Source organism: Flavobacterium sp. PL02 (assembly GCF_035013205.1).
In the GTDB taxonomy this organism is placed as follows: Bacteria; Bacteroidota; Bacteroidia; order Flavobacteriales; family Flavobacteriaceae; genus Flavobacterium.
On record NZ_JAYGJP010000001.1, the window covers coordinates 33,742 to 59,676 of the forward strand.

At 31.7% G+C, this 25,935-nt stretch carries 25 protein-coding genes; 10 read left to right on the plus strand and 15 right to left on the minus strand.

Translation table 11 applies throughout. The features are described from left to right. The first annotated feature begins 141 nt into the window (after positions 1-141). Positions 142-1,131 carry a type IX secretion system membrane protein PorP/SprF gene (locus SHI72_RS00145; protein WP_039114851.1) on the plus strand — a complete coding sequence of 330 codons (990 nt, stop codon included), beginning with the start codon at positions 142-144 and terminating at the stop codon, positions 1,129-1,131. 27 nt (positions 1,132-1,158) lie between these two features. Beyond that, positions 1,159-1,674, plus strand: coding sequence for a gamma carbonic anhydrase family protein (locus SHI72_RS00150; RefSeq protein WP_039114849.1), 516 nt, complete (start codon positions 1,159-1,161; stop codon positions 1,672-1,674). A gap of 6 nt (positions 1,675-1,680) precedes the next feature. Here the strand turns inward: SHI72_RS00150 and SHI72_RS00155 are convergent, their stop codons facing one another. The 5 genes from SHI72_RS00155 to SHI72_RS00175 form a co-directional block, all read right to left on the minus strand. Then, positions 1,681-2,394, minus strand: coding sequence for a LytTR family DNA-binding domain-containing protein (locus SHI72_RS00155; protein ID WP_323488665.1), 714 nt, complete (start codon positions 2,392-2,394; stop codon positions 1,681-1,683). Between the two features lie 131 nt (positions 2,395-2,525). Continuing rightward, complete coding sequence (locus SHI72_RS00160) at positions 2,526-3,635, minus strand: sensor histidine kinase (RefSeq protein ID WP_323488666.1); 1,110 nt, start codon at positions 3,633-3,635, stop codon at positions 2,526-2,528. Next, the gene (locus tag SHI72_RS00165; protein ID WP_240474752.1) at positions 3,636-3,995 is read right to left on the minus strand and encodes a DUF4907 domain-containing protein; all 360 of its coding nucleotides are present in this window, start codon (positions 3,993-3,995) and stop codon (positions 3,636-3,638) included. Then, a complete protein-coding gene (locus SHI72_RS00170; protein WP_323488667.1) occupies positions 3,979-4,974 on the minus strand; it encodes a galactose oxidase in 996 nt (331 codons plus the stop codon). The genes SHI72_RS00165 and SHI72_RS00170 overlap by 17 nt, the downstream gene beginning before the upstream one ends. A 15-nt stretch (positions 4,975-4,989) precedes the next feature. After that, entirely contained in the window at positions 4,990-5,835 is an 846-nt protein-coding gene (locus SHI72_RS00175) for a DUF6268 family outer membrane beta-barrel protein (RefSeq protein ID WP_323488668.1), read from the minus strand. Between the two features lie 229 nt (positions 5,836-6,064). On the opposite strand from SHI72_RS00175, the gene SHI72_RS00180 reads away from it, so the two are divergent. After that, complete coding sequence (locus SHI72_RS00180; protein ID WP_323488669.1) at positions 6,065-7,390, plus strand: DUF4270 family protein; 1,326 nt, start codon at positions 6,065-6,067, stop codon at positions 7,388-7,390. Beyond that, positions 7,391-8,629: an aromatic hydrocarbon degradation protein gene (locus SHI72_RS00185; RefSeq protein ID WP_323488670.1), complete on the plus strand. Its 1,239-nt coding sequence runs from the start codon at positions 7,391-7,393 to the stop codon at positions 8,627-8,629. 3 nt (positions 8,630-8,632) lie between these two features. On the opposite strand, the gene murI is transcribed toward SHI72_RS00185, so the two are convergent. The 9 genes from murI to SHI72_RS00230 all read right to left on the minus strand — a co-directional run bounded on the left by murI (position 8,633) and on the right by SHI72_RS00230 (position 17,531). Further along, a complete protein-coding gene (gene murI / locus SHI72_RS00190) occupies positions 8,633-9,409 on the minus strand; it encodes a glutamate racemase (protein WP_323488671.1) in 777 nt (258 codons plus the stop codon). A gap of 147 nt (positions 9,410-9,556) precedes the next feature. Then, positions 9,557-10,054, minus strand: coding sequence for an OmpH family outer membrane protein (locus tag SHI72_RS00195; RefSeq protein WP_035617878.1), 498 nt, complete (start codon positions 10,052-10,054; stop codon positions 9,557-9,559). A 19-nt stretch (positions 10,055-10,073) separates the two neighbouring features. Then, complete coding sequence (locus SHI72_RS00200; protein ID WP_039114835.1) at positions 10,074-11,114, minus strand: OmpH family outer membrane protein; 1,041 nt, start codon at positions 11,112-11,114, stop codon at positions 10,074-10,076. Between the two features lie 35 nt (positions 11,115-11,149). After that, the gene (bamA, locus tag SHI72_RS00205) at positions 11,150-13,897 is read right to left on the minus strand and encodes an outer membrane protein assembly factor BamA (protein ID WP_039114833.1); all 2,748 of its coding nucleotides are present in this window, start codon (positions 13,895-13,897) and stop codon (positions 11,150-11,152) included. After that, positions 13,830-14,567 (minus strand): isoprenyl transferase, encoded by a 738-nt coding sequence (locus SHI72_RS00210; RefSeq protein WP_039114832.1) that lies wholly within the window; start codon positions 14,565-14,567, stop codon positions 13,830-13,832. Before SHI72_RS00210 ends, bamA begins: the two co-directional genes overlap by 68 nt. A 5-nt stretch (positions 14,568-14,572) precedes the next feature. Then, positions 14,573-15,256 (minus strand): DUF6089 family protein, encoded by a 684-nt coding sequence (locus SHI72_RS00215; RefSeq protein WP_039114829.1) that lies wholly within the window; start codon positions 15,254-15,256, stop codon positions 14,573-14,575. A gap of 171 nt (positions 15,257-15,427) precedes the next feature. Continuing rightward, positions 15,428-16,312 carry an NAD kinase gene (locus SHI72_RS00220; protein WP_323488672.1) on the minus strand — a complete coding sequence of 295 codons (885 nt, stop codon included), beginning with the start codon at positions 16,310-16,312 and terminating at the stop codon, positions 15,428-15,430. Between the two features lie 14 nt (positions 16,313-16,326). Next, complete coding sequence (locus SHI72_RS00225; RefSeq protein ID WP_323488673.1) at positions 16,327-16,854, minus strand: hypothetical protein; 528 nt, start codon at positions 16,852-16,854, stop codon at positions 16,327-16,329. Between the two features lie 17 nt (positions 16,855-16,871). After that, positions 16,872-17,531, minus strand: coding sequence for a CBS domain-containing protein (locus tag SHI72_RS00230; protein WP_039114823.1), 660 nt, complete (start codon positions 17,529-17,531; stop codon positions 16,872-16,874). A gap of 115 nt (positions 17,532-17,646) precedes the next feature. Between SHI72_RS00230 and SHI72_RS00235 the strand changes: the two genes are divergently transcribed. From SHI72_RS00235 to SHI72_RS00245, 3 genes are all read left to right on the plus strand, one after another. Further along, complete coding sequence (locus SHI72_RS00235) at positions 17,647-18,360, plus strand: pyridoxine 5'-phosphate synthase (protein WP_323488674.1); 714 nt, start codon at positions 17,647-17,649, stop codon at positions 18,358-18,360. A 159-nt stretch (positions 18,361-18,519) separates the two neighbouring features. Beyond that, positions 18,520-20,715, plus strand: a complete 2,196-nt coding sequence (locus SHI72_RS00240) for a TonB-dependent receptor (RefSeq protein WP_323488675.1) — start codon at positions 18,520-18,522, stop codon at positions 20,713-20,715. Between the two features lie 3 nt (positions 20,716-20,718). Then, positions 20,719-21,573 carry a DUF4249 domain-containing protein gene (locus SHI72_RS00245; RefSeq protein WP_323488676.1) on the plus strand — a complete coding sequence of 285 codons (855 nt, stop codon included), beginning with the start codon at positions 20,719-20,721 and terminating at the stop codon, positions 21,571-21,573. 54 nt (positions 21,574-21,627) lie between these two features. Here the strand turns inward: SHI72_RS00245 and SHI72_RS00250 are convergent, their stop codons facing one another. Continuing rightward, on the minus strand, positions 21,628-23,043 hold the full coding sequence (locus tag SHI72_RS00250) for a hypothetical protein (RefSeq protein WP_323488677.1): 1,416 nt from the start codon (positions 23,041-23,043) through the stop codon (positions 21,628-21,630). Positions 23,044-23,262: 219 nt separating this feature from the next. On the opposite strand from SHI72_RS00250, the gene SHI72_RS00255 reads away from it, so the two are divergent. From SHI72_RS00255 to SHI72_RS00265, 3 genes are all read left to right on the plus strand, one after another. After that, positions 23,263-24,027 (plus strand): alpha/beta fold hydrolase, encoded by a 765-nt coding sequence (locus SHI72_RS00255; RefSeq protein ID WP_323488678.1) that lies wholly within the window; start codon positions 23,263-23,265, stop codon positions 24,025-24,027. A gap of 55 nt (positions 24,028-24,082) precedes the next feature. Continuing rightward, on the plus strand, positions 24,083-24,427 hold the full coding sequence (locus SHI72_RS00260) for a phage holin family protein (protein ID WP_086895011.1): 345 nt from the start codon (positions 24,083-24,085) through the stop codon (positions 24,425-24,427). Positions 24,428-24,546: 119 nt separating this feature from the next. Next, entirely contained in the window at positions 24,547-25,872 is a 1,326-nt protein-coding gene (locus SHI72_RS00265) for a trigger factor (protein WP_323488679.1), read from the plus strand. Positions 25,873-25,935 lie beyond the last annotated feature (63 nt).

Sequence of the window (25,935 nt, forward strand, 5' to 3'; positions counted from 1 at the left end):
TTACTAAAGTTATTTTCTACTAATAGTTATATTTGATATTTAATATGAAAATAGCGTATTATTTCCTCAATCTTAGGAATTTTTACCATATTTTAATACTAAAATAAAATTTTAACACCTACTTTAATAAACCTGCCCCCAATGTATAGTAAAATTAAATATTCAGTTTTTCTATTATTTATATTTTCTTATTCATACTCTCAAGAAGGGATTCCTGTTTATTCAGATTATTTATCGGATAATTATTACTTGATACATCCTTCGATGGCTGGTGCGGCAAATTGTGCAAAACTTAGGCTAACAGCGCGTAAGCAATGGTTTGGTCAGGATGATGCGCCAACATTGCAAACTTTAAGTTTTAATGGTCGAATTGGAGATAGTAGGTCAGGAGCTGGAATTATAGTTTTTAATGATAAAAATGGTTACCATTCTCAAAAAGGAGTTAAACTTACTTATGCATATCATATTCTTTTTTCTAGAGATGAGATTGATTTAAATCAGCTTTCATTTGGTATGAATGTAGGTGTGATTCAGAATCAGTTAGACGAAACAGCTTTTGAAGCATTTGATCCAATTGTTGTTGGAGATATTCAAAAGGATACTTATTTTAATGTAGATTTTGGAGCATCATATAACTATCTTAACTTTTATGCCCATGCCACAGTTCAAGGAGCTGTTGAATCAAGACGAGAAATATATACAGAATTTGAAAGTGATAATCTGAGAAAATATCTTTTGAGTGCAGGATATGTCTTTGGAAATAAAAAGAAATTATTGTGGGAACCTTCAGTTCTTTTTCAATTATTTGATAAAACAAAAGAGAAGTTAGTCGATATTAACCTGAAAGCATATAAGAATATGGATTTTGGTAGTCTTTGGGCTGGGTTATCATATAGAAGAAGTTTTGATGGAGCCCAATATTATAATGGTTCCGGAATATCTACTCAAAAATTACAATACATAACTCCTATCTTAGGGGTTAATTATAAAAACTTCATGTTTGCTTATACATATTCGCAAGTTACGGGTAATGTAAAGTTTGATAACGGAGCATACCATCAGATTACTTTGGGACTTAACTTATTCTGTAAGCGTGAACGATATGATTGCGATTGTCCTGCAATAAACTAATTATAATTCATTTTAAAAATAAATTTCATGTTGATAAAATCTGTAAACGGAAAAACACCTAATATTCCAGAGGATTGTTATGTAGCCGAAAATGCAACGATTGTAGGAGATGTTTCTTTTGGGGATTCATGCAGCGTTTGGTTTAATGCTGTGATTAGAGGAGACGTAAATTTTATTAAAATCGGGAATAAAGTAAATATTCAGGATGGTGCTGTTATTCATTGTACTTACCAAAAGCATCCAACGATTATAGGAAATAATGTTTCAATAGGGCATAATGCAATTGTACATGGTTGTACGATACATGATAATGTATTAATAGGAATGGGAGCAATCGTAATGGATAATTGTGTTGTCGAGAGCAATGCTATTGTAGCTGCTGGCGCTGTAGTAACACAAAATACAGTTGTAACCTCTGGTAGTATTTATGCTGGAGTTCCTGCAAAGAAAGTAAAAGATATAGACCAATCTGATTTTGCTGGCGAAATAGAACGTATTTCTAATAATTACGTAATGTATTCCAGCTGGTTTAAAGAAGAGTAGAGGTAGTTACAAATTTATTTTTTCGAAGAAAGCATTTTTATAGCTTTCGCTGATAGGAATTCTTTTATCTCCAATCAAAGCTTTATTTTTTTGAATTGATTTTACGTGTTTGATATTAATAATGTACGATCGGTGAATTCTGGAAAAACCTTTATTCGAAAGTAAATTTTCAAGTTTTATAAGGCTTATTAATGTTAAGGTGTACTTATTGTCTGTAGTATAAATTTTTACATAATCTTTTAATCCTTCAATAAATAAAATATCCGAAAAGTTTAGTTTTATATTCTCATATTCGGCTCTTACAAACATGAAATCATGGTTGATTTCGGGAGCCGAAATAGGATTTACACTTGCAGGAATATGCAACGGATTAAATAATTGTTGTGCTCTTACAACCGATTTTAAAAAACGATGAAACGGAATTGGTTTTACTAAATAATCTACAGCACCAAGATTAAATCCTTCAACAGCATAATCAGAATAAGCTGTTGTAAAAATGACTAAAGGTTTCTTTTCGATAGCATTTAAAAAATCTATTCCTGAAAAATGAGGCATTTCAATATCCAGAAATATCAAATCAATACTCGTTTGATTTATAATAGAAATAGCATCAATTGCGTTATTGAAAGTACTTACTAACTCTAAAGAATCGACTTTACTCACAAAATCCTTAAGTAACTCGACTGCCAGAGGTTCATCATCTATAATTACACATTTCATTTGCCGTCTTTTTTAGATAAATTTATGATGCGAAAATATAACTTGACCACTAAAGACAAGTTAAAATTAGATTTTCAATAGTTAATTTCCTGTTATAGTATATTGCTATCTAGACTATTATTAACTTAATCTTAAGTGATAGCAGTTTGTATTTCGTCTAGTTTTAAGTTGAGATGTACGTTATAAAATTTCTTTGTTTCGGTTATTTTAAGTTCGTGTGCATCTGGATAAAGAAGGTTTAGGCGACTTTGAATATTAGTTAATCCAATTCCAGAATTTTCAGGGTCTTTTTTATAGTTTTCTACTTTGTTTTCTACCCAAAAATCCAAGCTGTTTTGTCCGATAACTATTCTAATTTTTACAAAAGAAGCTCCTTTATAATCTGTTCCATATTTAAAAGCATTCTCTACAAATGAGATTAACAATAATGGTTCTATAAATTTGTTTTTAGGTTCACCATGTACATTAATAGTAATGTTCTCGATGTTGTTTAGTCTTAATTTTTGTAACTCAATGTAATTCTGAATGTAGTTTATCTCTTTCTCGAGAGCTACCGTTTTATTGTCAGTCTCATACAACATATAGCGCATCAATTCAGACAATGTTACGATTGCATCTGGAACTAAATCAGATTTTTTATGTGCTAGAGAATAAATACTATTTAATGAATTGAACAAAAAATGAGGATTTGTCTGTTTTCGCAAATAAATCAACTCAGTAGTTGTACGATGTGTCTCGGCTATTAATTTATTTTGTTGGTTATTATAAAACTCTGATAATGTCTTAATAATGGCACTTATAGTTACTATTAAAATATAAAAAAACGAAGGAGCTATTTTAAAAAACAAGGGCTGAGTAACCATTGTAGTTCTAAATTTAATATTCTTAAAATGCACAGGAGGTCCTTCACTAGGAACTGTTTTCATCGGAGGCATTCTCCTGGCTAGTTGTATATCGGGTATGAAATAACTATCCCGAATGATTATAAAAGTGACAATTAGAGCTATAATAAATACGGAATAGAGCCAGTACCTTTTTTGTAAAAGCAATGCTGGAACTAAATAGAAATAGTTTAGATAAAATAATATAATTCCAGTAATCCATTGAACATAAAAATCAGGCGTTATCTGGAACGGGCTTTCGTAAAATTGAATCAATGAGGTTAAGATAAAGAAAGTCCATATAACACTATGAAATAGTATTTTGTTAGAACTAGTATTCTTGATTATTTCGACGTTCATTTAGATAGTTATATCTAATAAAATTAAATCTTTTTTTGTTACCGTTGGTGATAAATTAGCTTCAAGCTTTTTTACTACCAAATTCCCAGTTTTTAAGGCTTCTTTTTCGGTAGTAAAGCTCTTGTTATTATCAATAACAGGAATTATGGTTTGTTTGATTATGATTTTTTCATCATTAGCAATTGTGTATCCCCAACCAGTAGCGGTTTTTATAGATTCTACATGATATTTCTCTTTTTTATTGCAGGCTACAAGTAATAAAATAGTAATTACTGCAATGATTTTTGAGACCGAAGAATAAGAATTCTTCTGGATTTTTGCCCAGAAGAATCGATTTTTGATATTAATTGTCATCATCATTTTGTTCTTCCAGAGGTTTAAATTCCCATGCATCATCATAATAAGACGAACCAGATCTGCCTAATAAAACAAACCCTCTATCATTAATAGCGAAACCAACAGCGTCAGTTCTTGAGGCACCTTCTAGCGAGGTTCTTTCTTGCCATAAATCAGTAATTGGGTTGTATTCCCAGATTGTTTTTGAGCCTTCTCCACAAACAATATATCCTAAACCATTCATAGTAAAACTAGAGGAATTTGAGCGCATTATTGAGTATGTTTCATGGTCATCTTCGCTATCGTCGAGATTTCTTTTTTTAGTCCAAAGATCAGTGCCTGGATCAAACTGCCAGAAATCATTTTGATTCGAACCGCTATTTACTCCAGTTCCTAAATATGCTTTGTTATTAATTACAAAAACGGTTGCATTTCTTCTTTTGTTTCCACTAAAACCATTTACCTGAGTCCAGGTATTAGAGTTTTGATTATACTGATAAAAATCTTTTAGATAATTACCATCGTAACCTGTGCCGAAATAGGCTTTTCCGCCAACTTGAAATCCTACTGCCGAATAACGTGCCGTACCTGCAAATTCTGCTTTTTGTTCCCAAACATTCGTTGCGGGGTTGTACTCATAAAAGTCTTTTAATTTATTGGTACCATCATAACCAAGACCAATGTAGCCTTTTCCGTTTAACTCAAAAGCAGATGCAGAGCTTCTTGCAACTCCTGGAAATTGTGCTTTTTGCTCCCAATAATCTCCTATAGAATTGTACACCCAAAGATCTTTTAGATACTCATCTCCAGTATATCCTGTTGCCACATAAGCATATGCTCCAATTACAAAACTTGCAGCACTAGATCTTGCAGGACCATCAAAAGCAGATTTTTTGATCCAGTTTCCCATTAATTCGTCATCGGAATTATCATTACTACAGCCTACAAAAGAGAGACTCGTAATAAATGTTGCGAATAATATTCCTTTTTTTAAACTATTCATAATGTATTATATTTATTAGTGTTTGTATTTTATACCAATGTTAAGAATGTAGCTGTTGCCAATATTAAAATCATAAACGTTATCGTTATCATGATTTGATAATTGATATTTTTTATTAAAATCATACCCGGCTTTAAAATTTACAAACCAATTTCCATCCATGTTTCTCTCATATTCTAATGCAGTAGTAATTTGAGATAAACTCGCTTTTGTGGCTGTATTACCGTCTAAATATTTAGTGTTATCCAGATTAAAAAAATCTCCATTAAAACTATTTGTCAGCCTAAATACATTTCTTTCATTGTTAGAATATGTTATTGCTGAATTAGGAAAACCAATAGTCATTGTAGCAGCTTCACTTATTTTATGATAAAAAGAAAATGTTGGAGTTATTTTAGGTAATCCTAAGGCATTAGTCCTTTTTACTCCAATATTTATAGTGTTGTTTTTATCAATAATCTTATTAATCTCTAATCCTCCTAAAACCGATAAATCTGAAAGATTAAGGTTTTGCTGAAAATTTAATGTTGGTTCTATTTCTAGGTTCAACGTTGTTTTTTGTGTTAATAGATGTGTAACTATTAATGTGTTTTTAATACTGTTATATGGATTATAATTGTACTTAAAATCATAGTTTTCTATGTTATACTTAACTCCGATATTTTTGTATTGTAATGTATTTGTAATCTTGTTTTTGGTATCAATGTTTTTATAAGCCGAAATTCCGATGCTTGTTTCGTTTAATGTAATTTTATCTGCAGGTTCTGTCTTTATGTTCAAATCCACGTTATAGCCATTTTGAGCATAAATTGTAAATATCGGAACCATAATAAGTAAGGATAGTAAAGTTTTTATTTTCATTATTTATTTATTGGTTCAAAAGTAGTTATGATATTATTTTAAAAAAAAGAAGATATATATATCGGCACTTCCAATAGACTAAATGGCAAATTTTAGTGCCGAATGATGTATTTGTTATCGCTTAGTGCTTATAGATTGTTTTGTTCTATTTATAGATACAAAAGCCTAGACTGTATATGTTGTGATGTTCTCTAGAAAAGTGCATTTTATATTTGTTCAAAAAATATTTATGTACAAGTTATTGTTACCGTTGTTTCTGGGAGTTTTTATGACTTCCTGTAATTCGGATAGAGATGCCGGAGAATTTGTAGTTGGGTCGGATTATTTATCGATAGGGAATAAAGTAATTTTAATCGATACCTTGACTGTTGATATGTCTACTATCAATTTTGATTCATTGGTTACATCTAGTCAAAAAAGGATTTTGGTAGGAAACTATGTAGATCCTATTTTTGGGAAGGTAAAATCGGATAGTTACCTCCAATTAATTGCAAATAATTATAACTTAAATACAGGAGGTTCAGATACGAATTTGCCAAATTATGTATTTGATTCCATTGCAATGGTTCTGAGATATGATAATTATTTTTTTGGAGATACAACCCAAACTCAGACATTCGATATTCATCGATTAACTCAAAAAGTTAAGCCAAATAAGGAGGATAAAAATTTCTACAATAATTCGACTTTAACTTATGCTCCTGAAAGTTTGGGGATGATTTCATATAAACCTCGACCAACTGAAAAAGACTCTATTAATATAAGAATGAGTGATGTTTTTGGTTCAGAGCTCTTTCAGAAATTAAAGAAAAAGGAAGTTACCAATTTTGATGAATTTACAGAATACTTAAAAGGAATGGTTCTTACATCATCTACTGCAAATTCATCGAGTGTTATCGGGTTTAATCAAGCAACAAGTGTAGTGCGGCTTTATTACTCAATATATCAAGGGCAATCTGAAACTTCTCTAATAAAAGATTTCTCTATTCTGGATGCTTCCAAGCAGTTTAATAATATCTCATTAGACAGGACAGGTACACTTATTGAAAACTTGCCAGTTTCTTCAAGTAAATTGCCAAGTTCCCAAACGGAGAATAAGGGCTTTATTCAGTCAGGAACAGGAATTGCTTGTAGGATTGATTTTCCAGGTATAAAGAAACTTAAATATATAGCCGAAAAAGGAGCAATTGTAGACGCTCAATTGATAATAAAACCAGTTGCCAATTCTTATTCTAAGATATATCCACTGGCTGATTCATTACGTGTGTATGTAGGAGATAATTTAAACAGAATTAGTGGTACGCTTAATAATTCGTCGGGCGCGGCCATGTATGCCTTATTAAATAAAGCTAGTGATGAGTTTAATGAAAATGTAGCATACAAAATTGCGATAGGAGGTTTTTTACAAAAAGAAATGTTGAAACAGTCTGATCTGAAATCCTCATTAATCATTACGCTGCCTAATATAAATAAAGCAGTTAATCGACTTGTTTTGGGAAATCAGAAATTACAAAGCAATAAAATGGAATTGAAAATTTATTACATCACTTATTAAATGAAAAATAAAATAGCGTTTGCAAGTTTACTAGTTTTAATGTCGTTGACATCGTTTTCTCAAAGTATTTCTAGTTCTCCATATTCACTTTACGGATTGGGTAGTTTATATGATTCAGATTTTGGGTCAATTCCTTCTATTGGCTCTTTGGGAATTGCATTACCATCTAGTGAATTTATTAATAATCTTAATCCAGCTTCATTAGGATTTATGTATCAAAACCATTTTTTGTTTGATGTTGGAGGTAAATTTATCGAAACCACATATCAAAATAATTCAAAATCCGAGAATCGTAACAATGCTCAGTTTTCTCATATTGCATTTGCTTTTCCACTTACACAAAAGTCGGCTTTTAGTGTAGCTCTACGGCCTTATTCGAGTGGAGCATTTAAGATTTCAAATCTTAAAATTCCAATAGAAAATAGTCAGGATAAGTATAATTTAGATGTAACAGGAACAGGAGGTTTAAATAATTTTGATTTCTCGTATGCCTACAAAATCAATAAAAAACTGTCTTTGGGACTTTCTGCGGCTGTACTTTTTGGTAGCACTACAGATGATAGGTATTATACGGTAATGAACTCTATTACTAATATTAACAAAAAAACTAATTACAACGGGCTAAGGCCAACTCTTGGAGTTCAATATCAAATAGATTCTACATTAGCAATTGGGTCAACCTTTAAATCACCATCAAGAATAAAAGCTTCTAAAGTGCAAAGCGTAACAATTGTAGGAGATTCGGGTACAATAACCACAGATTCTGATACGGCTTCAGACGTTGATGATTTTTATTTGCCTACAGAAATTGGAGTAGGGGTTAGCAAGGTTTTTAAAAATAATTTGACCATGTCTTTTGATTATGAAAAGAGCCTTTGGAATGACACTAAGCAATCAGAATTGTATGGAGATTTTGTAAATCAAGACCGATTTGCATTCGGAGTTTCTTATAAGAGTAAAAAGAATGCTCGTAAATACGTAGATCGTATTGGGTATGGAACAGGAATAAATTATGATACCGGTTATCTGGAAGTCGACAATCAGAGGGTTAAAAACGTGTCTTTTTCGCTTGGATTAACGCTTCCTTTAGAGAGCAACTCTTTTTCTACTTTAAATATTTCGTACTCTTACGGACAAAAAGGGAAAATTGGCGATGGACTCATAAAAGAGAATTACCATAAAATATCTCTCAATTTATCATTGGATGGTTTATGGTTTGTTAAGAGAAAAATTGATTAATAGTTAAAAATCTTTCTCTTCAACTTTGTATTTATTCTCTAGTATATCCGATAAAACTTTTGGATTACCATTGGTATAAAATATAGGTTCATCTACAGGGCCATTATTAAATCCTGTTTTTTCGCGTAATATATTTTGCGTTTGTTTTGCAACAGCTTCACCTGAATCTATAATATGAATGTGTTCGGGTAATATTTTTTTTATCTGAGGTATTAAATATGGATAATGACTACATCCTAATACCAAATAATCAATATTAGCCTCAATCATTGGTCTGAGGTAAGATTCAAGAAGTTGAGCCATCTCAGGAGAATTTAAATCTCCATTTTCAATTAATTGTACTAAACCATGACCTACTTGTTCAATAATTTTGGTGTCTTGGTACATTTCGGTTGCTTTGTTAAAAAGCTCACTGTTTAAAGTACCTTGAGTAGCCAGGATTCCAATAGTCTGCGTTTTTGAATTTGTTGCAGCTGGTTTTATAGCAGGTTCTATTCCTATAAATGGAACAGTGTATTGTTCTCTTAATTCTTTAATGGCATTTGTAGTTGCGGTATTGCATGCAACAACAATTAGTTTACAACCCATATCTAGTAAAAAATCTACATTTTTTTTACTTAAGTCCACTATTTCCTGTTTAGTCTTTTGACCATAAGGAGCATTTTTAGTATCTGCTAAATAGATTGTCTTTTCGTTAGGGAGTAACTGATGAATTGCAGTCCAAATAGAAGTGCCACCAATGCCTGAATCGAAAACGCCTATGGGATTATTGTTTGTCATAAAAACAAAGTTAAGTATTTTTTGGAATCAAAAAAAAGCCTTTAACTAGGATTTTTGAGTGGAATAAAATTAATTTTTATGTATAAAAAAAAACTGCTCGAACCATTTTATTGGCGAGCAGCTTTTTATTTTTTATAAGACAGTTTTTTAGAAACCTAAGTCTTTTTTTACATCAGCAGTTACGTTTGGACCGTCAGCTAACAAAAGAGTAGAACCATCTAAAACATATTGGTATCCTTTTGCTTTTCCAACTTTTTGGATAGAAGCTCTCACTTTTTCCATTAATGGTTTAACGATATCAGATTCTTTTTGTTGTAATTCTTTTTGAGCGTTATCTCTAAAGTCTACAATTCTTTTTTGCATGTCTTGAACTTCTTTAGAACGTTCTCCGTTAACTGCATCAGTAACTGTAGCTGATTCTGCTTCGTATTTTTTTAATTTTGCTTGGTATTCTTCTACCATTTTTTTGTAATCTGCATCATATGTACCGCTTAATTTCTCAAGTTGTTTTTGTGCGTCTATCATTGCTGGCATTTTAGACATAATTTCGCTTACATCAACGTGAGCTACTTTTGCTTGAGCATTCATTTGGTTTGCTCCTAAAACTAGTATTGCAGCAATTAGTAAAGTTTTGATTTGTTTCATCATCATTTTAAAATATTAATTAATTATTGGTCGTATTTCCTTGTTTTTCTTTGTCCTCTTTAGCCTTTTGCTCTCTTGCTTTTTTGGCAGCTTCTCTTTCTTCTAAAATCTTATTTCTTCTTTCTTCTAAAGCTTTTTTGCGTTCGTCATACAGTTTTTGTCTGTCATCAACCATTTTCTGTTTGTCTTCGGCTAATCTTTGTTTGTCTTTAGCTTCATCAGTTGCAGCTGTTTTTGCTGCTTCCGTTGTAGGAGTCGCAGTTGTTGAAACACCTTCTTTTTTTACTGTTTCAGAAACCGTGCCATTTTTTTTAGCTTCTCTTGCGTCTCTAATTGCTTTCTTATTCTCTTCGTATACTCTTATCTTTTCTTCCTGAGCTGCTTTCCTGTCTTCCAGTATTTTATCTCTTGCAGCTTTTCTTTCATCTAAGACTTTTTGTCTTTCTTGTAAAGCTGGACTTTCATCGATTGCAGCTTCTTTATTTTCTTTCGCTTCTTCTATAGCGAGTTGTTTTTTCGTAAGCTGTTCTCTTTTGTCTGTTCTGGTAATAACTCGTAAAACCTGATCGCTAACATCGTATCGCTTTGCTGCAAAAAGCATCGTTAAATCAGATGATCTATCAAAGATAAAATCATATTTTTTTGCTTCAGCAATATCTTGAACAGCAGTAAAAACTTGATCTTGTATTGGTTTTGCCAACGACGATTTTTGTCTAATTAAATCACCATTAACACCAAATCGTTGTTGTTGATAATTTAACATTTCAGTTTCAAGAAACTTAATCTCTGTTTCTCTTTCGTCAATTAGCTCATTCGTTAATAAAGCTTTTTCGGCTTTCAAAGCATCTTTAAGTTTATTGATGTCTAATTTCTTAGTCTCAATTTCTTGCTTCCACTTTTCTGCTTTTTGCTCTAATTGCGTTTGAGCCTCTTTATAGTCAGGGACATTTTGTAAAATATACTCCATGTCGATGTACCCTATTTTTGTCGATTTGGTTTGTGCCTGACTTGTAATTCCTACAATCAGGGCCAAAAATATAAATAAAAATTGTTTTCTCATAACATTAATTTATTTGAAATTTTTAACCAATACGATTAAAATTGTTGTCCAATAATAAAGTGTGTGCGTAAACCGCTTGGTTTTGTTTGTCCTGGCAATTCATCAAATCCGTAACCAAAGTCAATTCCTAATAATCCAAATGCAGGCATGAATACACGTAAACCAGCACCGACAGAACGGTATAAATCAAATGGATTATAATCTCTAAAGGTTGGATAAGATGAACCCGCTTCTGCAAATGTAAGCACATAAATTGATGCCGATTGCTTCAGTGTTATTGGGTAACGTAATTCCATAGAGAATTTATTATATATCGTTGCTCCAATTTGTTCACCATATCTAGGATTGGTTCTGTCTTCAATTATAGGTGTTAATGAGTTATTTTCGTAACCTCTTAACGCTACTGTTTCTCTACCATCCATAGAGTAATTAGCCATTCCATCACCTCCCATATAGAATCTTTCAAAAGGAACTACACCTCTAGCTTGGTCATAAGCTCCTAAGAAACCAAATTCAGTTAGCGTTCGGAGTACTAATTTACCATAAATTTTCGTGTACCAGTCAGCTTTGAACTTAATTTTGTAGTATTCTAGCCAATTAAATTTCTTTTGATCCACTTTTCCTTGGTCTGTAGCGGCAAGAGTATAGTCGCTAACCTTGTTTCCGTTTGCATCAATATAGTCACCTATTTGTACAATGTTTCCATTTGCATCAGGAACATTTGATCTATCAACAGTATTTTGTAATTTGTATTCTTTCTCATTTCCTAAGTTAGCATAGTCAATTCCGTTGAATAAAGAATAAGGCGGAGTTACTTTTGCCGAAATACTAAATTCAGAACCGTATGTTGGGAATATTGGGTTAACCCCTTTATTACTTCTTGTTAGTCCAATAGTATATGCTAAGTTTCTTGATGTTCCATTACCGAAAGTAAATAATCCAGTGTTGTAATTATGTAAATCGTAATGTTGGTAACTAATCGATTGTGATAGTACAAAGAAGTCATCTGGTACAGATAATCTTTTGGCTTTACCAACAGATAACGTCAAGATGTTAAAACTCTTACTCTTATCTACTTTTTGTGTAACATAGTTATTTAAAAACTGTGTACTGTAAGATATCGATGTACTAAATTGTACTGGTTTTTTTCCTCCAAACCAAGGCTCAGAAAACGATACACTATAAGTCTGGAAATAAGTACTTCCTTGTAAACGAAGGGCTACTTTTTGTCCATCACCCATTGGTAGTGGTTTGTAAGCGCTTTTGTTAAATAAATTTCTAGCAGAGAAGTTGTTGAATGAAAGCCCTAAGGTTCCAATAAAACCTCCACCACCGTAACCTCCTTGAAGTTCTATCTGGCTAGATCCTTTTTCTACAAGATGATATTCAATATCTACAGTTCCTGCAGCAGCATCAACATTTTTGAATTTTGGGTCGATTGCTTCAGGATCAAAGAATCCTAATTGTCCAATCTCACGAATAGTTCTTACTAATAAGTCTTTACTGTATTTTTCACCTGGCTTAGTTCTTAGTTCACGGTAAATTACTTTATCGTTTGTTTTGTCGTTACCTACAACTGAGATTTTATTAAAATATGCAATTGGACCTTCAGTAACTCTAATTTCAAAATCAATGGTGTCATTTACGGTTTTTACCTCTACAGCATTAATGTTAGAAAATAAATACCCATTGTTTTGGTATAAATTGGTGATGTCTTCTGCATCAGGTTTCGTCTTATCAGCAATCCTTTTTTCTAAAAGGACACCATTATAAGTCTCTCCTTTTTTAATACCTAAATAACGATTTAATTGTTGGTCTGAGTAAACGGTATTTCCTAAGAATTTGATATCACCAAAGTAGTATTTGTTACCTTCTTCAATATCTACTTTTATCGCTAATGTGTTTTTCTTTTTATCGTACGTAATAGAGTCATGCAATATCCTTGCATCTCTATATCCTTTTTCTTTGTAGTTAGCGATAACTTTATCTAAATCAGCTTTGTATTTGTCTTTAATGAATTTTGAAGCTTTAAAAATACGGATAGGATTTTTTTGCTTGGTGTCTTTCATTGCACCACGTAAAGACGCATCAGATAATGCTTTATTGCCTTCAAATTCGATTTTGCTAATTTTCACCTTATCACCTTTATCTACACGCACCAGCATGTTTACTTGGTTTGTTGAGGTTGTATCGGCAGTAGTAGTAATAGTTACTTTTGTATTAAAGTAACCTTCTTTTTTGTATTTATTTTCAATATAATTCTTGGTTGTCGTAATTAAATTTTCGTTTACAATTTTGTTTTTTGTTAAACTGTTGTCTTTAATTAATGCTTCGACTTTACCTTTCTTAATACCAACAAATTTTACTTCGTTTAATTTAGGAAGCTCTACAATGTCTAAGTCCAGGTATATACTATCGTTTTCTATCCTATTTACATAGAATGAAATTTCATCGAAAAGACCAAGCTTTCCCAGTTTTTTGATGGCTCCACTTATTTCTTCTCCAGGAACTGTTATTTCTTGTCCTTTCTGTAGGCCAGAAAAGGTAACAACTGTTTGTTCATTGAAACTTATTTTACCAATTACAGATACGTCGGCAAGAATATATTTTTTCCCTTGGTCAAAAGGAATTCTTTCTTGCGCTTTTATTTGTGAAAAACTACCAAAAACCAATAGGGTAAGTACTATTTTTATTCTTTTTTGTAACACTAAAAAATCATTTAATTTGTTCACTTGTTTTTCCAAATCTACGTTCTCTTTTTTGATAACTAATGATAGCCTCATATAAATCCTTTTCTTTAAAGTCTGGCCATAAGACATTAGTAAAATATAATTCTGCATAGGCAATTTGCCACAACAAAAAGTTACTTATTCTATGTTCTCCACTTGTTCGTATTAATAAATCTACATCTGGTAAATTTTGCGTGTAAAGATGCTCATTTATAATTGAATCGTCAATAGTGTCTATTGAAATTATATTATTTTTAACTTTATTACTGATGATTCTAACAGCGTTTACAAGTTCTTCTCTAGAACCGTAACTCAAAGCTAATGTGAGCGTAAGCCTTGTGTTATTTTTTGTTTTATCAATAACATCCAAAAGTTCTTTTTGAGCAGATTGAGGTAACTTTTCTAAGTTTCCAATTGCATTAAGTTTGATGTCGTTTTTTTGTAATGTACCAAGTTCTTTCTTTAATGAGTTTATAAGTATCTTCATTAAAGTTTCGATCTCTAACTTAGGTCTGTTCCAATTTTCTGTAGAAAAGGCGTATAATGTTAAATATTCGATTCCTAGCTTGGCGCAAGATTCAATGGTTTCTTTTACTGATTTTGTTCCGTTTTCATGACCAAAAGCTCTTAGGAAACCTTGTTGTTTTGCCCAGCGTCCATTTCCATCCATAATAATGGCTAAATGTCGTGGTAAGTTTGTTTTATCTAATGTGTCTAAATTCATTTTTTTTAATAAGGGCAATAGCAAGGTTTGTTTCCAAAGGTATACGTTAAAGTTACTCCCGAGAAAACATACCAGTCATTATTATTTAAGTTTCCAAAACGTAATGATTTTAAATTATCATTATCTGGATTACTACCATCAAGGTTGTCTGTAAAGGTATATCGCGCTCCAACCTCTAATCCTAAGATAAAATTTGTGGTTAAATTTGTTTTTACACCTAATATCATAGGAATTGCAAATGAACCTGAATTCTTTTCTTTTTCTGTTTCGCCCGATTGAATGTATAACTGTTCGTATCTAAAATAGTTAATTCCTGAAAACACATACGGAGTAACCTTTCTTTTGGAATCATGTAAATTGAAGTCAAAAAAATTGAATTCAAGTCCCGCAGAAAGTTCTCGGATTGTGTTATCAAAACGATATCCTCTTTGTTTTCGACCACCTTCTTTTGAATCTGAATCATTTCCAGTGATTGTTGATTGTGTGTACGAAAAGCGATATGCATGTCTCGGACTTTGATTCCATCGGTACAATACGCCAAAGGCAAGCTTTTCTGGCGCAATATACGTCGTGCTTCCCACATCTCCAACATAGTTACTACCTCCTAAAAAAACACCTACCTCATGTATCTGAGCGTTCATGCTTACAAAGGAGAAGAAACATAACAATAAATTAAAAATTTTGTTCATTTAATTAAAAATTGCGTGCAAATATAATAATTATCAATACGAATCAATGCTGATTAAGTTAAATCTGTCTTTTTTTGAATTAAAGATGAAATATCTCAACAATTACTGGATATTCGATACTTGCAAAACGAGAAAAAAACTACAAAAGTATGTCGTATGTTTAAAAAGAACTTAATTTCTTTTGTCTTCGCCCCAAAGTAGTTTGTTACGTAAGGTCTTCAAAAAGGTTTCTCCTGGGATTTCGACCATATTTATTTTAAAATCTGTTTTCTTTATGGTTAAAATAGACTCGTTTTTAACTGATGCTATTCTTGAGTCTAAAGATATAAGATAATGATCTTCTCTTCCTGATATGCGAAGTTTAATTTCGGTATTATCTGGAATTATAAGCGGTCTAGCTGTTAAATTATGGGGTGCAATAGGTGTAATTACAAGACTATTTACATCTGGAGTTAATATCGGGCCACCACAACTTAGTGAATATCCCGTTGAACCTGTTGGTGTTGATATAATTAATCCGTCTGCCCAATAAGAATTTAAATATTCACCATTTAAATAAGTGTCTACTGTTATCATCGAAGTAGTGTCTTTTCTGCTTACTGTTACTTCATTCATTGCGAAATTAAGTTCTTCGATAGCTTCATTTCTTGGCTCGGTTGTTAAACTTAATAAAGTTCTTTCGGATACAGTGTATTTTTTGTCGATTACAAATTGCATAAATGCAGCTATGTTTTCTTTTTGTACAGTAGCAAGAAATCCTAATCGTCCTGCATTAATTCCTAAAATAGGAACTCCAGAATTACGAATTAAGGTTGCTGCTCTTAAAATAGTTCCATCACCACCAATGCTTATAAGCATTTCAAAGCTACTGTCTAATTCTGTATGAGATGAAAAAGTTTTGTATTCTTTTTCGATTATCTTTTTTTCGTGAAGCATCTTCAGGAAATTGGCTTCGATAACCATTTCGACATTATTAGAAGTAAAAAAAACAAATATGTCTTTAATAATTGGGTCTGTACTATTTAGATAGTATTGTCCGTAGATAGCTACTTTCATTTGTTGCGTGGTCTTTATTGTCTTATCGTAAACGATTTTAGGTCTAATTTTTTTGTGCAAATTTCTATTAAGTGATCTTGATTAGGGTCTAAATAAAAATTTAAATTATTGTAGACTAAGATATAGCTGTCAATCGCATAGTCAAAACCTCCATGAGATAAATCATCAATTAATTCGTAATCCGGTTTTCCGTGATACTTAATTATATTTTCTCGATTAAAATTAATTATTGGTTCAATATATTTTTTTGTTAATGTAAAATTTGAAATTTTTTGATCTTTAACACTGCAAGAAAGTCCGCCAGCAAAATGTATGTATCCGTTTAGTGTTTTGAGTTTTTCTAGTCTTTCTTTAAATGTAAGATTTGAATTTTCAAAATTATAACCTTCAATGCCAGGGTTATTAATGTAAATTTCGATGATTTCAAAGATGTCAATAGTACTGTAATGATTTCCTAGTTTTATAAAGTCAATTTCTAATTCTTCAACCGAAATTTCATTTTGCACTAGTTTTGTTAGTTGGCTATTGTCAAATGCTATCATCCCGCTTTTTTCTATAGCTATATATTAAGGTACTTGTCTAAATAATCAGAGCGTTCCTTTAAATTATTGATATATGTGTCTTCTTGGTGTTCTGATATAATTTCGTAATTGTATCTTCGGAAGGTTTGAATAATTTCATTCATCGCTCCTAAACTAATTTTAATGGTTATCTGAACACTATCTGCGCTAGCATCAGAAACAAATATACCTAAAAGCCTGCCGTTGTTACTTTCTACAATTTGAGTAATCTCACTCATAGAGTAATCCAGAAGTCCTTTTTTTACAATTATAATTCCTCCTGGTTCTTTTAAAAAAGGGGTTTCGTGAAAAAACTTAATGATATCGGTTATTTCATAAAAACCAAGATAGGTGTTGTTTTCGTCTAAAACAGGAATTAAATTGGTGTGGTTTTTAGCAAAAACTTCCAATACATCTAGCCAGATCATATTACTTCGAGCAAAAAAATGTTCGAGAGTATATTTATAATCAATTACTTTCTTGTCGCTATCAAAGGTTTCAATATCGTCGGATGCAATACTACCAATGTAAACACCATCTTCCAGAACTGGAAAATGAGAGAAACTCAAATCGGCAAAGAAATCCTGAACCGAAGCTATGGTTTCCTGGCTATTGATTGCTCTAAAGTCATTGGTAATATAATTTGTAATGTCTGTCATAAATTAATCAGCAATATTTGATGCAAAATAATCAAAAAATAGCAAAAACTCCTAAGTTTTACTTTGTATTTTTGTCGTAACAAATATAGTGTTACTAGAATTAATATCCATTTATATGACAAAGTTAAGTGTAAATATCAATAAAATTGCAACGTTGCGTAATGCGCGAGGAGGAAATGTACCTGATTTATTAAAAGTTGCTACCGATATTCAGAAGTTTGGAGGAGAAGGAATCACAATACATCCTCGTCCAGATGAACGCCATATCCGTTATCAGGATGCACGTGATTTAAAAGCGATTGTATATACCGAATATAATATTGAAGGGAATCCTCAACATAATTTTATCGATTTGGTTTTAGAATGTAAGCCAACACAGGTAACATTAGTTCCTGATGCTATTGGAGCAATTACATCTTCTGCAGGTTGGGATACTATAAAAAATCAATCATATTTAACCGAAGTTATTCAGGAATTTCAGCGTAACGGAATCAGAACGTCGATTTTTGTCGATCCAGTTTTAGAAATTATTGAAGGAGCTAAGAAAACAGGAACGGATAGAATTGAATTATATACCGAAGCTTTTGCACATCAATACAGTTTAGGTAATAAAAATGGAATAAATCCATATGTTGCTGCTGCAAAACTGGCAAACGAACTTAATTTAGGGATTAATGCAGGCCATGATTTAAGTTTGGATAATATTGAGTTTTTTAAACAAAATATCCAAGGTTTATTAGAAGTTTCTATTGGGCATGCTTTGATTTCTGAAGCTATTTATCTTGGTTTAGATAATGTAGTTAATATGTACTTACGTAAACTAAAATAACATAGTAATTAAAACAATTATAACCTGATGTAATTGGGTTATAATTGTTTACTTTCGCACTTTTCTTATTAAAATTAAGTGTTGAGACTAATTATTTTATTTTGTTTACTCTGTTTTTCTAACCTATTTTCACAATCTAAAGCTATAATAGCAGGAACTGTGAAAACATTAGAAAATGAAAGCCTAATTGGAGTAAACATTTCTTTTAAAGTTAATAATAAATACTACTATTCTACGAGTGATACTTTGGGTCACTTTACCCAAAATCTTCCATTGGGATTAGTTAAACTTACTGTTAGTCATTTTGGATATCTAGAAAAATCTATCAGTTTTGATTGTAAGAGTGATACAATAATCGCTATTGAGTTAAAAGAAGATATTTCTCTTTTAAAAGAAGTTGTGATCGCTAATGATAAAAAAAAGGCAATTACGAATCTTACCGGTAGTAAGCTATCTTTTAGTCCTAAAGAACTATCCACGGTTCCAACTGTTTTAGGAACAACCGATATAGTTAAGATTTTACAGCTAACACCCGGAGTGCAGAATTCTGGTGACGCAAATGGATATTTGTATGTAAGAGGAGGAGATCCTGGGCATAACTCTATGTTATATGATGGAACACCGATTTATGGAATGTCGCATTTATTAGGTGTTTTTCCGTTTTATAATACAGATCATATACAAGAAGTTGAATTTGATAAATCAAGTTCTAATTCAAAATATGGAGGGCGCTTAAGCTCGACAACTTTATTAATTCCTAATAAAACAATCCCTTCAAAATTTACAGTTCAAGGAAATGTTGGTTTGCTGGCATCACAAATTACATTAGGTATTCCGATTAGCGAAAAAACCGGAATTACTATCTCAGGAAGAAAAACGTATATCGACGAAATAATTGCTCCGCTGGTTAGTTCAAATTCTAAGGATGAAGATGTTCAGGATATGAAATACGGGTTTTCGGACGCTAACTTAACTTTTGTTACCGAGATTTCTAAAAACAACTTATTAACTGTTTCGGCTTTTACAAGTGCCGACAAATTACGAATAAATGACTCTAATCTGGCTTTGGATGCGAGTTTAAAATGGAGTAATTTTAATATATCGCCTACTTTAGTTTCTAAGTTATCTTCTGATGTAACAATGTCTAATGCTATTTATTATACGCGATATACAAATGAGTTAGATATGGAGCAATCGACGATACAAATGGAGATTTCATCATTTGTAGAAGATTTTGGATTTACCAATTCGGTTGATTATTCGATAAAAGGAATTCCTTTTGAATCAGGTCTACAATATGTTCATCATAATTTGCAGCCACAAAAAATTGAGATAGAAAATTTAAGTTCTGCGAATAATGCTAACCAAAATAATCTAATTAAAGCTAATGAACTGGCGGTTTTTACAACAGCAAAACCAAAGTTATTAGATAATTTAATTGCAGAATTAGGTTTAAGAATTAACTATTATAATTCGGGATCAAAATCGTATTTGCATTTTCAACCACGTGCTGTTCTTAATTATTATATGAATAAGAATCTCTCGTTTTATGCTTCTTATAATAGACAAAATCAATATTTAAATTTAATAACAACTTCGAGTGTAGGGATTCCTACTGATTTTTGGATTGCGAGTACCGATGGAATTCCTGCACAATCTTCAAACGAATTTGCTTTAGGTTCAAATCAAACAATTTCGAAAAGTTTTAGTTCTTCGTTTGGGGCATTTTATCGCTCGATGAAGCATTTGCTTGAATATCCTTATGGAGTTACACAGTTCAATCAAATTTCGACACTAAAAAATGATTTGTTAGAAGGGAATGGAAAAGCATACGGATTAGAGTTTATGCTCAAAAAAAGTAGTGGTAGGTTTAAAGGATGGATAAGTTATACCTTAAGTTGGTCTGATAGAAATTTTGATAAGCTTAATAATGGGAATACTTATTATGCAAAATATGACAGACGCCATAATTTGGCATTGGTAGGAACGTATGATTTAAGCACAAAATGGAATTTTGGAGTTACTCAAATTTTTAGTTCAGGTAATCGTTTTACTATGCCAACATCTTGGTACTTTATAAATAATAATCCGGTAAAGGAATATTCTGAGTATAATAATGCACAAATGCCAAATTATATTCGAACAGATTTTTCGGTTAATTATTATTTTACAAAAACTGCTAGAAAGGAAAGTGCTCTTAATTTTTCTGTATATAATACATTTAGTGTTGAGAATCCTGTTTATGTGGTGTTAAGTGTGATTATGAATGAAGATAAAAATAGTGTAATTGTTAAGCCAGAGAAAAAGGTTTTGTATCGAATACTTCCTTCTATAAGTTGGAGATTTAAATTTTAAACGATGAAAAAGTATATTTTATTTCTTTTGATAATTGTAGTGTGTAGTTGTAATAACGATACTTTTAGTGACGGAATTAAATTAGAATCGAAACTAGCCGTTGAAGGTTGGATTGAAGAAGGAGATGGGCCACAGGTAATATTATCGAGAACGATACCAATAAATGATGTTATTGATTCTACCAATGTTTTAGATCATGTAATACGTTCGGCTAAGATAACAGTATCGGATGGGGAAACAACAGAGGTTTTAAGAGTTAGGAATGATGATGACAGAGTTCCACCATTTGTATATTTTGGTAGCGATATAATTGGGAAAGCAGGAAAGACCTATACATTAAAGGTTGTATATTTAAATAGGGTATTAGAAGCTACTACAAGTATTCCTAAAACAGTACCAATAATAAGTGCAACATACGAGAAGAAGAATGTAAGTGATACTACAGGATATGCTTTTATAAAGTTTGATGATCCTGTAAATGAAAAGAATTATTATCAAATTGCCACAAGAATAGATAAGAAAGAGCCAATTTTTGTTCCTGCTTTTTATGGGAATCTAGATGATGAAAAATTTGAAACTCATTCTGTTTCTATGCAAATAAACAGAGGGATTTTACTTTTTCCTAAAACTAAATTCACGCCGTATTTTACCGATGGAGATTTAATTTTTGTAAAACTAAGAACGATGAACAAAGAGGCATTTGATTTCTGGAACAGTTGGCAAAACGAAATAGTAAACAGCAAAAACCCAATTTATCCCTCTAATACAAGTCTAAAATCGAATATTAAAGGAGGGGTAGGTATTTGGGCTGGTTACGGACAAAGTACCGTTCAGGTTAAAACGGTTCTAAAAAAATAAAGCCGATTTGAAAATTATTCAAATCGGCTTTAGATTAATTATTTTAAAGGTAAATTATCTTTTAAAGCTTCCTAAAAATTTATCGAAGTCCGCTTTTATATTTTCAAATCCTTCTGAGAAATAAACGCTCATTGCTACTTGAGTATTGTCATTGAATTTTAAATAAGATACTTCTTCGTATTCTTGATTAGTAAATATCTCTGGATTGTTTTCCCAGAATGACCAATATCCACCTTCAGGATAAGAATTGCCTGTACGAGCTACCCAAACAGGTAATTCTGAGGTGTAGCTATACCCTTTTTCAGAACGTTGAATAATGTCTGCAATCTTAGTTCCGTCTTTTTTAGATACTAAAATTAGTTTGGTGTTTTTATTTGAATTATTTACATTGCCTTCAGATAGCTTTTGACGGTATGTGTTCATTGCTATGCGATATCCTTTGTAATCACTATTACGTTTATAGCTGTCATTAGGATAGTCAGGATAAACTAAGCTTTTCTCTAAAGCTTCATCATCTTTTGCTTCTCCTTCGTTATCTGTATTGGCAACAATAATAAAATTATCCATTATTTTTGCTAATCCATTCGCTTTACCTCTGTATTGCGCAAGTGGTTCTTCTTTTAATAAACCATCAATATCTGCAGTACTTCCTGCAGTAAATTCTACTAAATTCTTTCCGTTATATGTAAATGAACCTTTACCAGTGTTGTCAGTAGCTTTTTTGTTACCAGTTACTTCAAGAGTATATCCATCGTTTAATACCATTTTGTAGCTAGCTTGGTCTGGAGCTACGATTCCGTTAGTGTATTTTGCATTAGTTACAAAAGTCGCTGCCTGATTACCACCAATTGTTAAAATTGCATCTGCAGATGTAGGTAAAAAGAAGTAATCATTTATTGTTGGAGTTTGAATCATTTCTTCTTTTATTGGGTCATATGACCAGCTTCCGTAAGTATCTGTAAACGCTACTTTTATGTCAGAAGAAACACTTTTAGCAGAAAATATTGCGTTGTTTTCTGTTCCATTTGCTTTAGCAGGGAAAACAAATTTTAACTCTGTACTTGAAGATGCTTTAGTCCAAATTTTGTCAGTGTTGTTCCAAGTATAAATACCGTAAACATCAGCTACTTTTAAAATGTCTTCTACTTCATTTCCATTTTTTCCGCCAAAAATATCAGCTGGGCTAAGACTTAGTAAATTTCCTAAATTTTGGATAGCTTCGATTGCACCAGAAGTTTTCGTTTTCTCCATTTGTACAAGCATTTCATTTGCTTCAACCTCAAGTTTTACTTTTTGGTCAGCAGGAGCTAAAGAAGAGTAAGGTAATTTGCTAATTCTAGCAATTTGTTCTTGTAATGTTTCTTCTTTTGTAATAGGATCTGGATCGGTAATAGTTTCGTCGTCATTACTTGAACACGAAATAGTAAGCTGCGAAAGAATCACAGAGGCTAAAAATAATTTTTTAATCATGGTAAAGGGTTTAAGTTAAGGGTGTCTAATTTATTAATTTTTAATAATCGACTTGGTAGAATTTAAAATTTAAACTTTTTGTTAAAAGAAATAAATTTCGTGCAAAATTACACTTATATAACGATGTCGCAATACCTGATTTTAGTGATTTTCGCTAGGTTAAATTAGTTTTTTACCTTTGTAATATGATTTAGTCAATTAAAAATAAAATTATATTAAATGTTATACTCAAAAATAGAAGGCGAAGGCAAGCCGTTATTGATTCTTCATGGATTTTTAGGGATGTCTGATAATTGGAAAACACTTGGAACGCAATTTGCAGCCGATGGTTTTCAGGTTCATATTTTAGATTTACGTAACCACGGGCGTAGCTTTCATTCGGATGTATTTACTTATGAGGCGATGGTGCAAGATGTTTTAGAATATTGTCAAGCCAACAATTTGGATAAAGTCGATATCATTGGGCATTCGATGGGAGGTAAAACGGCTATGTTTTTTGCAGCAACACATCCTGAAAAAGTAAATAAATTAATTGTTGCCGATATTGCGCCTAAATATTATTCGCAACATCATCAGGATATTTTGGCTGGATTAAATGCAGTCGATTTTTCGCTAAAACCAAGTCGTAATGATGTCGAAGCTATTCTGGCAGAGTATATATCTGATTTTGGAACAAGACAATTCTTAATGAAAAATTTGTATTGGCTCGAGCCGGGACAATTAGCATTTCGATTTAATTTACCAGTTTTTAATACAAACTTAGAGGCTATTGGTAAAGAACTAGATGCTAATTTGATTTTTAATAATCCTACTTTGTTTATTAGAGGAGGCGCTTCAAGATATATTTTAGATTCAGATTTTGAGAATATCAAACAGCATTTTCCAGACTCAAGTATCGAGACAATTCCTAATGTTGGACATTGGTTACATGCCGAAAATCCTAAGATGTTTTACGAACTATCCATTGAGTTTTTGAAGAAATAATTATTCTTTTGATGAAAATTTTATTACTTTTAAATGAATTTTAAAACGAAAAAATATGAAATTACTACTCAGAATATTGATTACCGCAGGTTTAGTATTGCTAATTGCTCATTTTATGCCAGGCGTTCACGTAGCTAGTTTTACTATTGCTTTAATTGTTGCTGTGGTATTAGGATTGCTTAACGTTTTTATAAAACCACTGTTGGTATTGTTCACGTTGCCAGTTACTTTACTTACGTTTGGGTTGTTTTTATTAGTTATCAATGCGCTAATTATTTTGCTGTGTACTAAAATTGTTGGCGGGTTTACAGTCGACTCATTTTGGACAGCATTAATTTTTAGTATCGTACTATCTATACTGCAGTCGATTACATATAAAGTGTTAGGAGAGGATAAATAAATGAGTAATAAGAAAGTGTATTAAAAAGCACTTCTTATCAATATATTAAAAAGCTTGGTTGGGTTGCAAAAATTTTATAATTTTGCAACCCAATTTTATTATGTAAATTAAAGAAGAAGATGGATATTAAAAGAGTCGCAATAAACGCAGTAAATGAGACAATTGTATTGAACGTTGTTCATATGGATTACAAAGGTCAAGTAGCAAAAAGAATAAACGAAAAAATGCCATTGGCAACTGTAAAAGGTTTTAGAAAAGGTCAGGTACCAAAAGACCTTGTTGAAAAACAATACGGGAAATCTATTAAACAAGAAGAAGTTAAAAAAGTAGTTGATTTGGCTTTGGAGCGTTATATTCAATCTGAAAGATTAAATCTTCTTGGAACTCCACTTGCTAAAGAAAACGAAAATTTTGATTGGGATGCTGAAGAATTAGTATTCGAATACGAAATTGGTTTAGTACCAAACTTTGAAATTAATCTTGAAGCTAAAAATGATATCGTAAAATATATCGTTACTGCAGATGATAAATTAATTGATGGTCAAGTTGAGCGTATCCAAAAACAATTTGGAAAAGCAATTCCTCAAGACGTAGTTGTAGCAGATTCTGATATTACAGGAACTTTTACAAACGAAGAAAAAGGAATCAACAATACTACAACAATTTCACTTTCTATCTTTAAAGACAAAAAAACTGCGGATAAATTCATCGGGAAAAAAGTTGGAGATATTGTAACTGTAAACACTAAAGGTTTATTTGAAGACGATCACCAATTAATGGATTACTTAAAAGTAAGTCATGATGACGTTCACGGTCTTGAAGTAGATGTTAATTTTACTATCGAAGCTATCAACGGTGCAGAATTGGCAGAATTAAACCAAGAATTGTTTGATAAACTTTTTGGTGAAGGTAAAGTAGCTTCATTAGAAGATTTGAAAGCAAAAATTAAAGAAGATGCAGAGCTTCAATTTGCACAACAAGCAGATCAAAAATTATTATTAGATGTTCAGGATTTCTTAATCGAGAGCACTAAATTTGAATTGCCAGCTGAATTCCTTAAAAAATGGTTGCAAACTGTAGGTGAGAAAAAATTATCTCCAGAAGAAGCAGAAGTTGAATACACAAGATCTGAAAAAGGATTGCGTTTTCAATTAATTGAAGGAAAAGCAATGGCTCAAAGTAATATCCAAATTACATTTGAAGACTTGAAAGCATTTACAACAAACGCTATCAAACAACAAATGGCTCAATTTGGACAAACAAATCCAACTGACGAAGAAGTTCAGGCAATTGTAGCAAGAGTATTATCAAACCAAGAAGAAGTAAAAAGACTTTCTGAGCAAGTTGTTGCAGAGAAGTTATTGGTATTGTTTAAAGAAAAAGCAAACCCAACAACTAAAGAAGTAACTTACGAAGAATTTATTGCAGCTTCTTACGGAGAATAATTTCTAAAAAAAATAAGTATATTTGAGCGTCAAAAGAATATTTTTCTTTGACGCTCTCTTTTT

What these genes read in the sequence shown, in the direction of transcription:
- SHI72_RS00145 (WP_039114851.1), top strand. Translation starts at nt 142, where the DNA reads ATGTATAGTAAAATTAAATATTCAGTTTTTCTATTATTTATATTTTCT.
- SHI72_RS00150 (WP_039114849.1), top strand. Translation starts at nt 1,159, where the DNA reads ATGTTGATAAAATCTGTAAACGGAAAAACACCTAATATTCCAGAGGAT.
- SHI72_RS00230 (WP_039114823.1), bottom strand. Translation starts at nt 17,531, where the DNA reads ATGACAGACATTACAAATTATATTACCAATGACTTTAGAGCAATCAAT.
- SHI72_RS00185 (WP_323488670.1), top strand. Translation starts at nt 7,391, where the DNA reads ATGAAAAATAAAATAGCGTTTGCAAGTTTACTAGTTTTAATGTCGTTG.
- SHI72_RS00260 (WP_086895011.1), top strand. Translation starts at nt 24,083, where the DNA reads ATGAAATTACTACTCAGAATATTGATTACCGCAGGTTTAGTATTGCTA.
- SHI72_RS00180 (WP_323488669.1), top strand. Translation starts at nt 6,065, where the DNA reads ATGTACAAGTTATTGTTACCGTTGTTTCTGGGAGTTTTTATGACTTCC.
- SHI72_RS00155 (WP_323488665.1), bottom strand. Translation starts at nt 2,394, where the DNA reads ATGAAATGTGTAATTATAGATGATGAACCTCTGGCAGTCGAGTTACTT.
- SHI72_RS00175 (WP_323488668.1), bottom strand. Translation starts at nt 5,835, where the DNA reads ATGAAAATAAAAACTTTACTATCCTTACTTATTATGGTTCCGATATTT.
- SHI72_RS00250 (WP_323488677.1), bottom strand. Translation starts at nt 23,043, where the DNA reads ATGATTAAAAAATTATTTTTAGCCTCTGTGATTCTTTCGCAGCTTACT.
- SHI72_RS00235 (WP_323488674.1), top strand. Translation starts at nt 17,647, where the DNA reads ATGACAAAGTTAAGTGTAAATATCAATAAAATTGCAACGTTGCGTAAT.
- SHI72_RS00165 (WP_240474752.1), bottom strand. Translation starts at nt 3,995, where the DNA reads ATGATGATGACAATTAATATCAAAAATCGATTCTTCTGGGCAAAAATC.
- SHI72_RS00215 (WP_039114829.1), bottom strand. Translation starts at nt 15,256, where the DNA reads ATGAACAAAATTTTTAATTTATTGTTATGTTTCTTCTCCTTTGTAAGC.
- SHI72_RS00265 (WP_323488679.1), top strand. Translation starts at nt 24,547, where the DNA reads ATGGATATTAAAAGAGTCGCAATAAACGCAGTAAATGAGACAATTGTA.
- bamA (WP_039114833.1), bottom strand. Translation starts at nt 13,897, where the DNA reads ATGAGGCTATCATTAGTTATCAAAAAAGAGAACGTAGATTTGGAAAAA.
- SHI72_RS00255 (WP_323488678.1), top strand. Translation starts at nt 23,263, where the DNA reads ATGTTATACTCAAAAATAGAAGGCGAAGGCAAGCCGTTATTGATTCTT.
- SHI72_RS00220 (WP_323488672.1), bottom strand. Translation starts at nt 16,312, where the DNA reads ATGAAAGTAGCTATCTACGGACAATACTATCTAAATAGTACAGACCCA.
- SHI72_RS00210 (WP_039114832.1), bottom strand. Translation starts at nt 14,567, where the DNA reads ATGAATTTAGACACATTAGATAAAACAAACTTACCACGACATTTAGCC.
- SHI72_RS00160 (WP_323488666.1), bottom strand. Translation starts at nt 3,635, where the DNA reads ATGAACGTCGAAATAATCAAGAATACTAGTTCTAACAAAATACTATTT.
- SHI72_RS00225 (WP_323488673.1), bottom strand. Translation starts at nt 16,854, where the DNA reads ATGATAGCATTTGACAATAGCCAACTAACAAAACTAGTGCAAAATGAA.
- SHI72_RS00245 (WP_323488676.1), top strand. Translation starts at nt 20,719, where the DNA reads ATGAAAAAGTATATTTTATTTCTTTTGATAATTGTAGTGTGTAGTTGT.
- SHI72_RS00170 (WP_323488667.1), bottom strand. Translation starts at nt 4,974, where the DNA reads ATGAATAGTTTAAAAAAAGGAATATTATTCGCAACATTTATTACGAGT.
- SHI72_RS00195 (WP_035617878.1), bottom strand. Translation starts at nt 10,054, where the DNA reads ATGAAACAAATCAAAACTTTACTAATTGCTGCAATACTAGTTTTAGGA.
- SHI72_RS00200 (WP_039114835.1), bottom strand. Translation starts at nt 11,114, where the DNA reads ATGAGAAAACAATTTTTATTTATATTTTTGGCCCTGATTGTAGGAATT.
- murI (WP_323488671.1), bottom strand. Translation starts at nt 9,409, where the DNA reads ATGACAAACAATAATCCCATAGGCGTTTTCGATTCAGGCATTGGTGGC.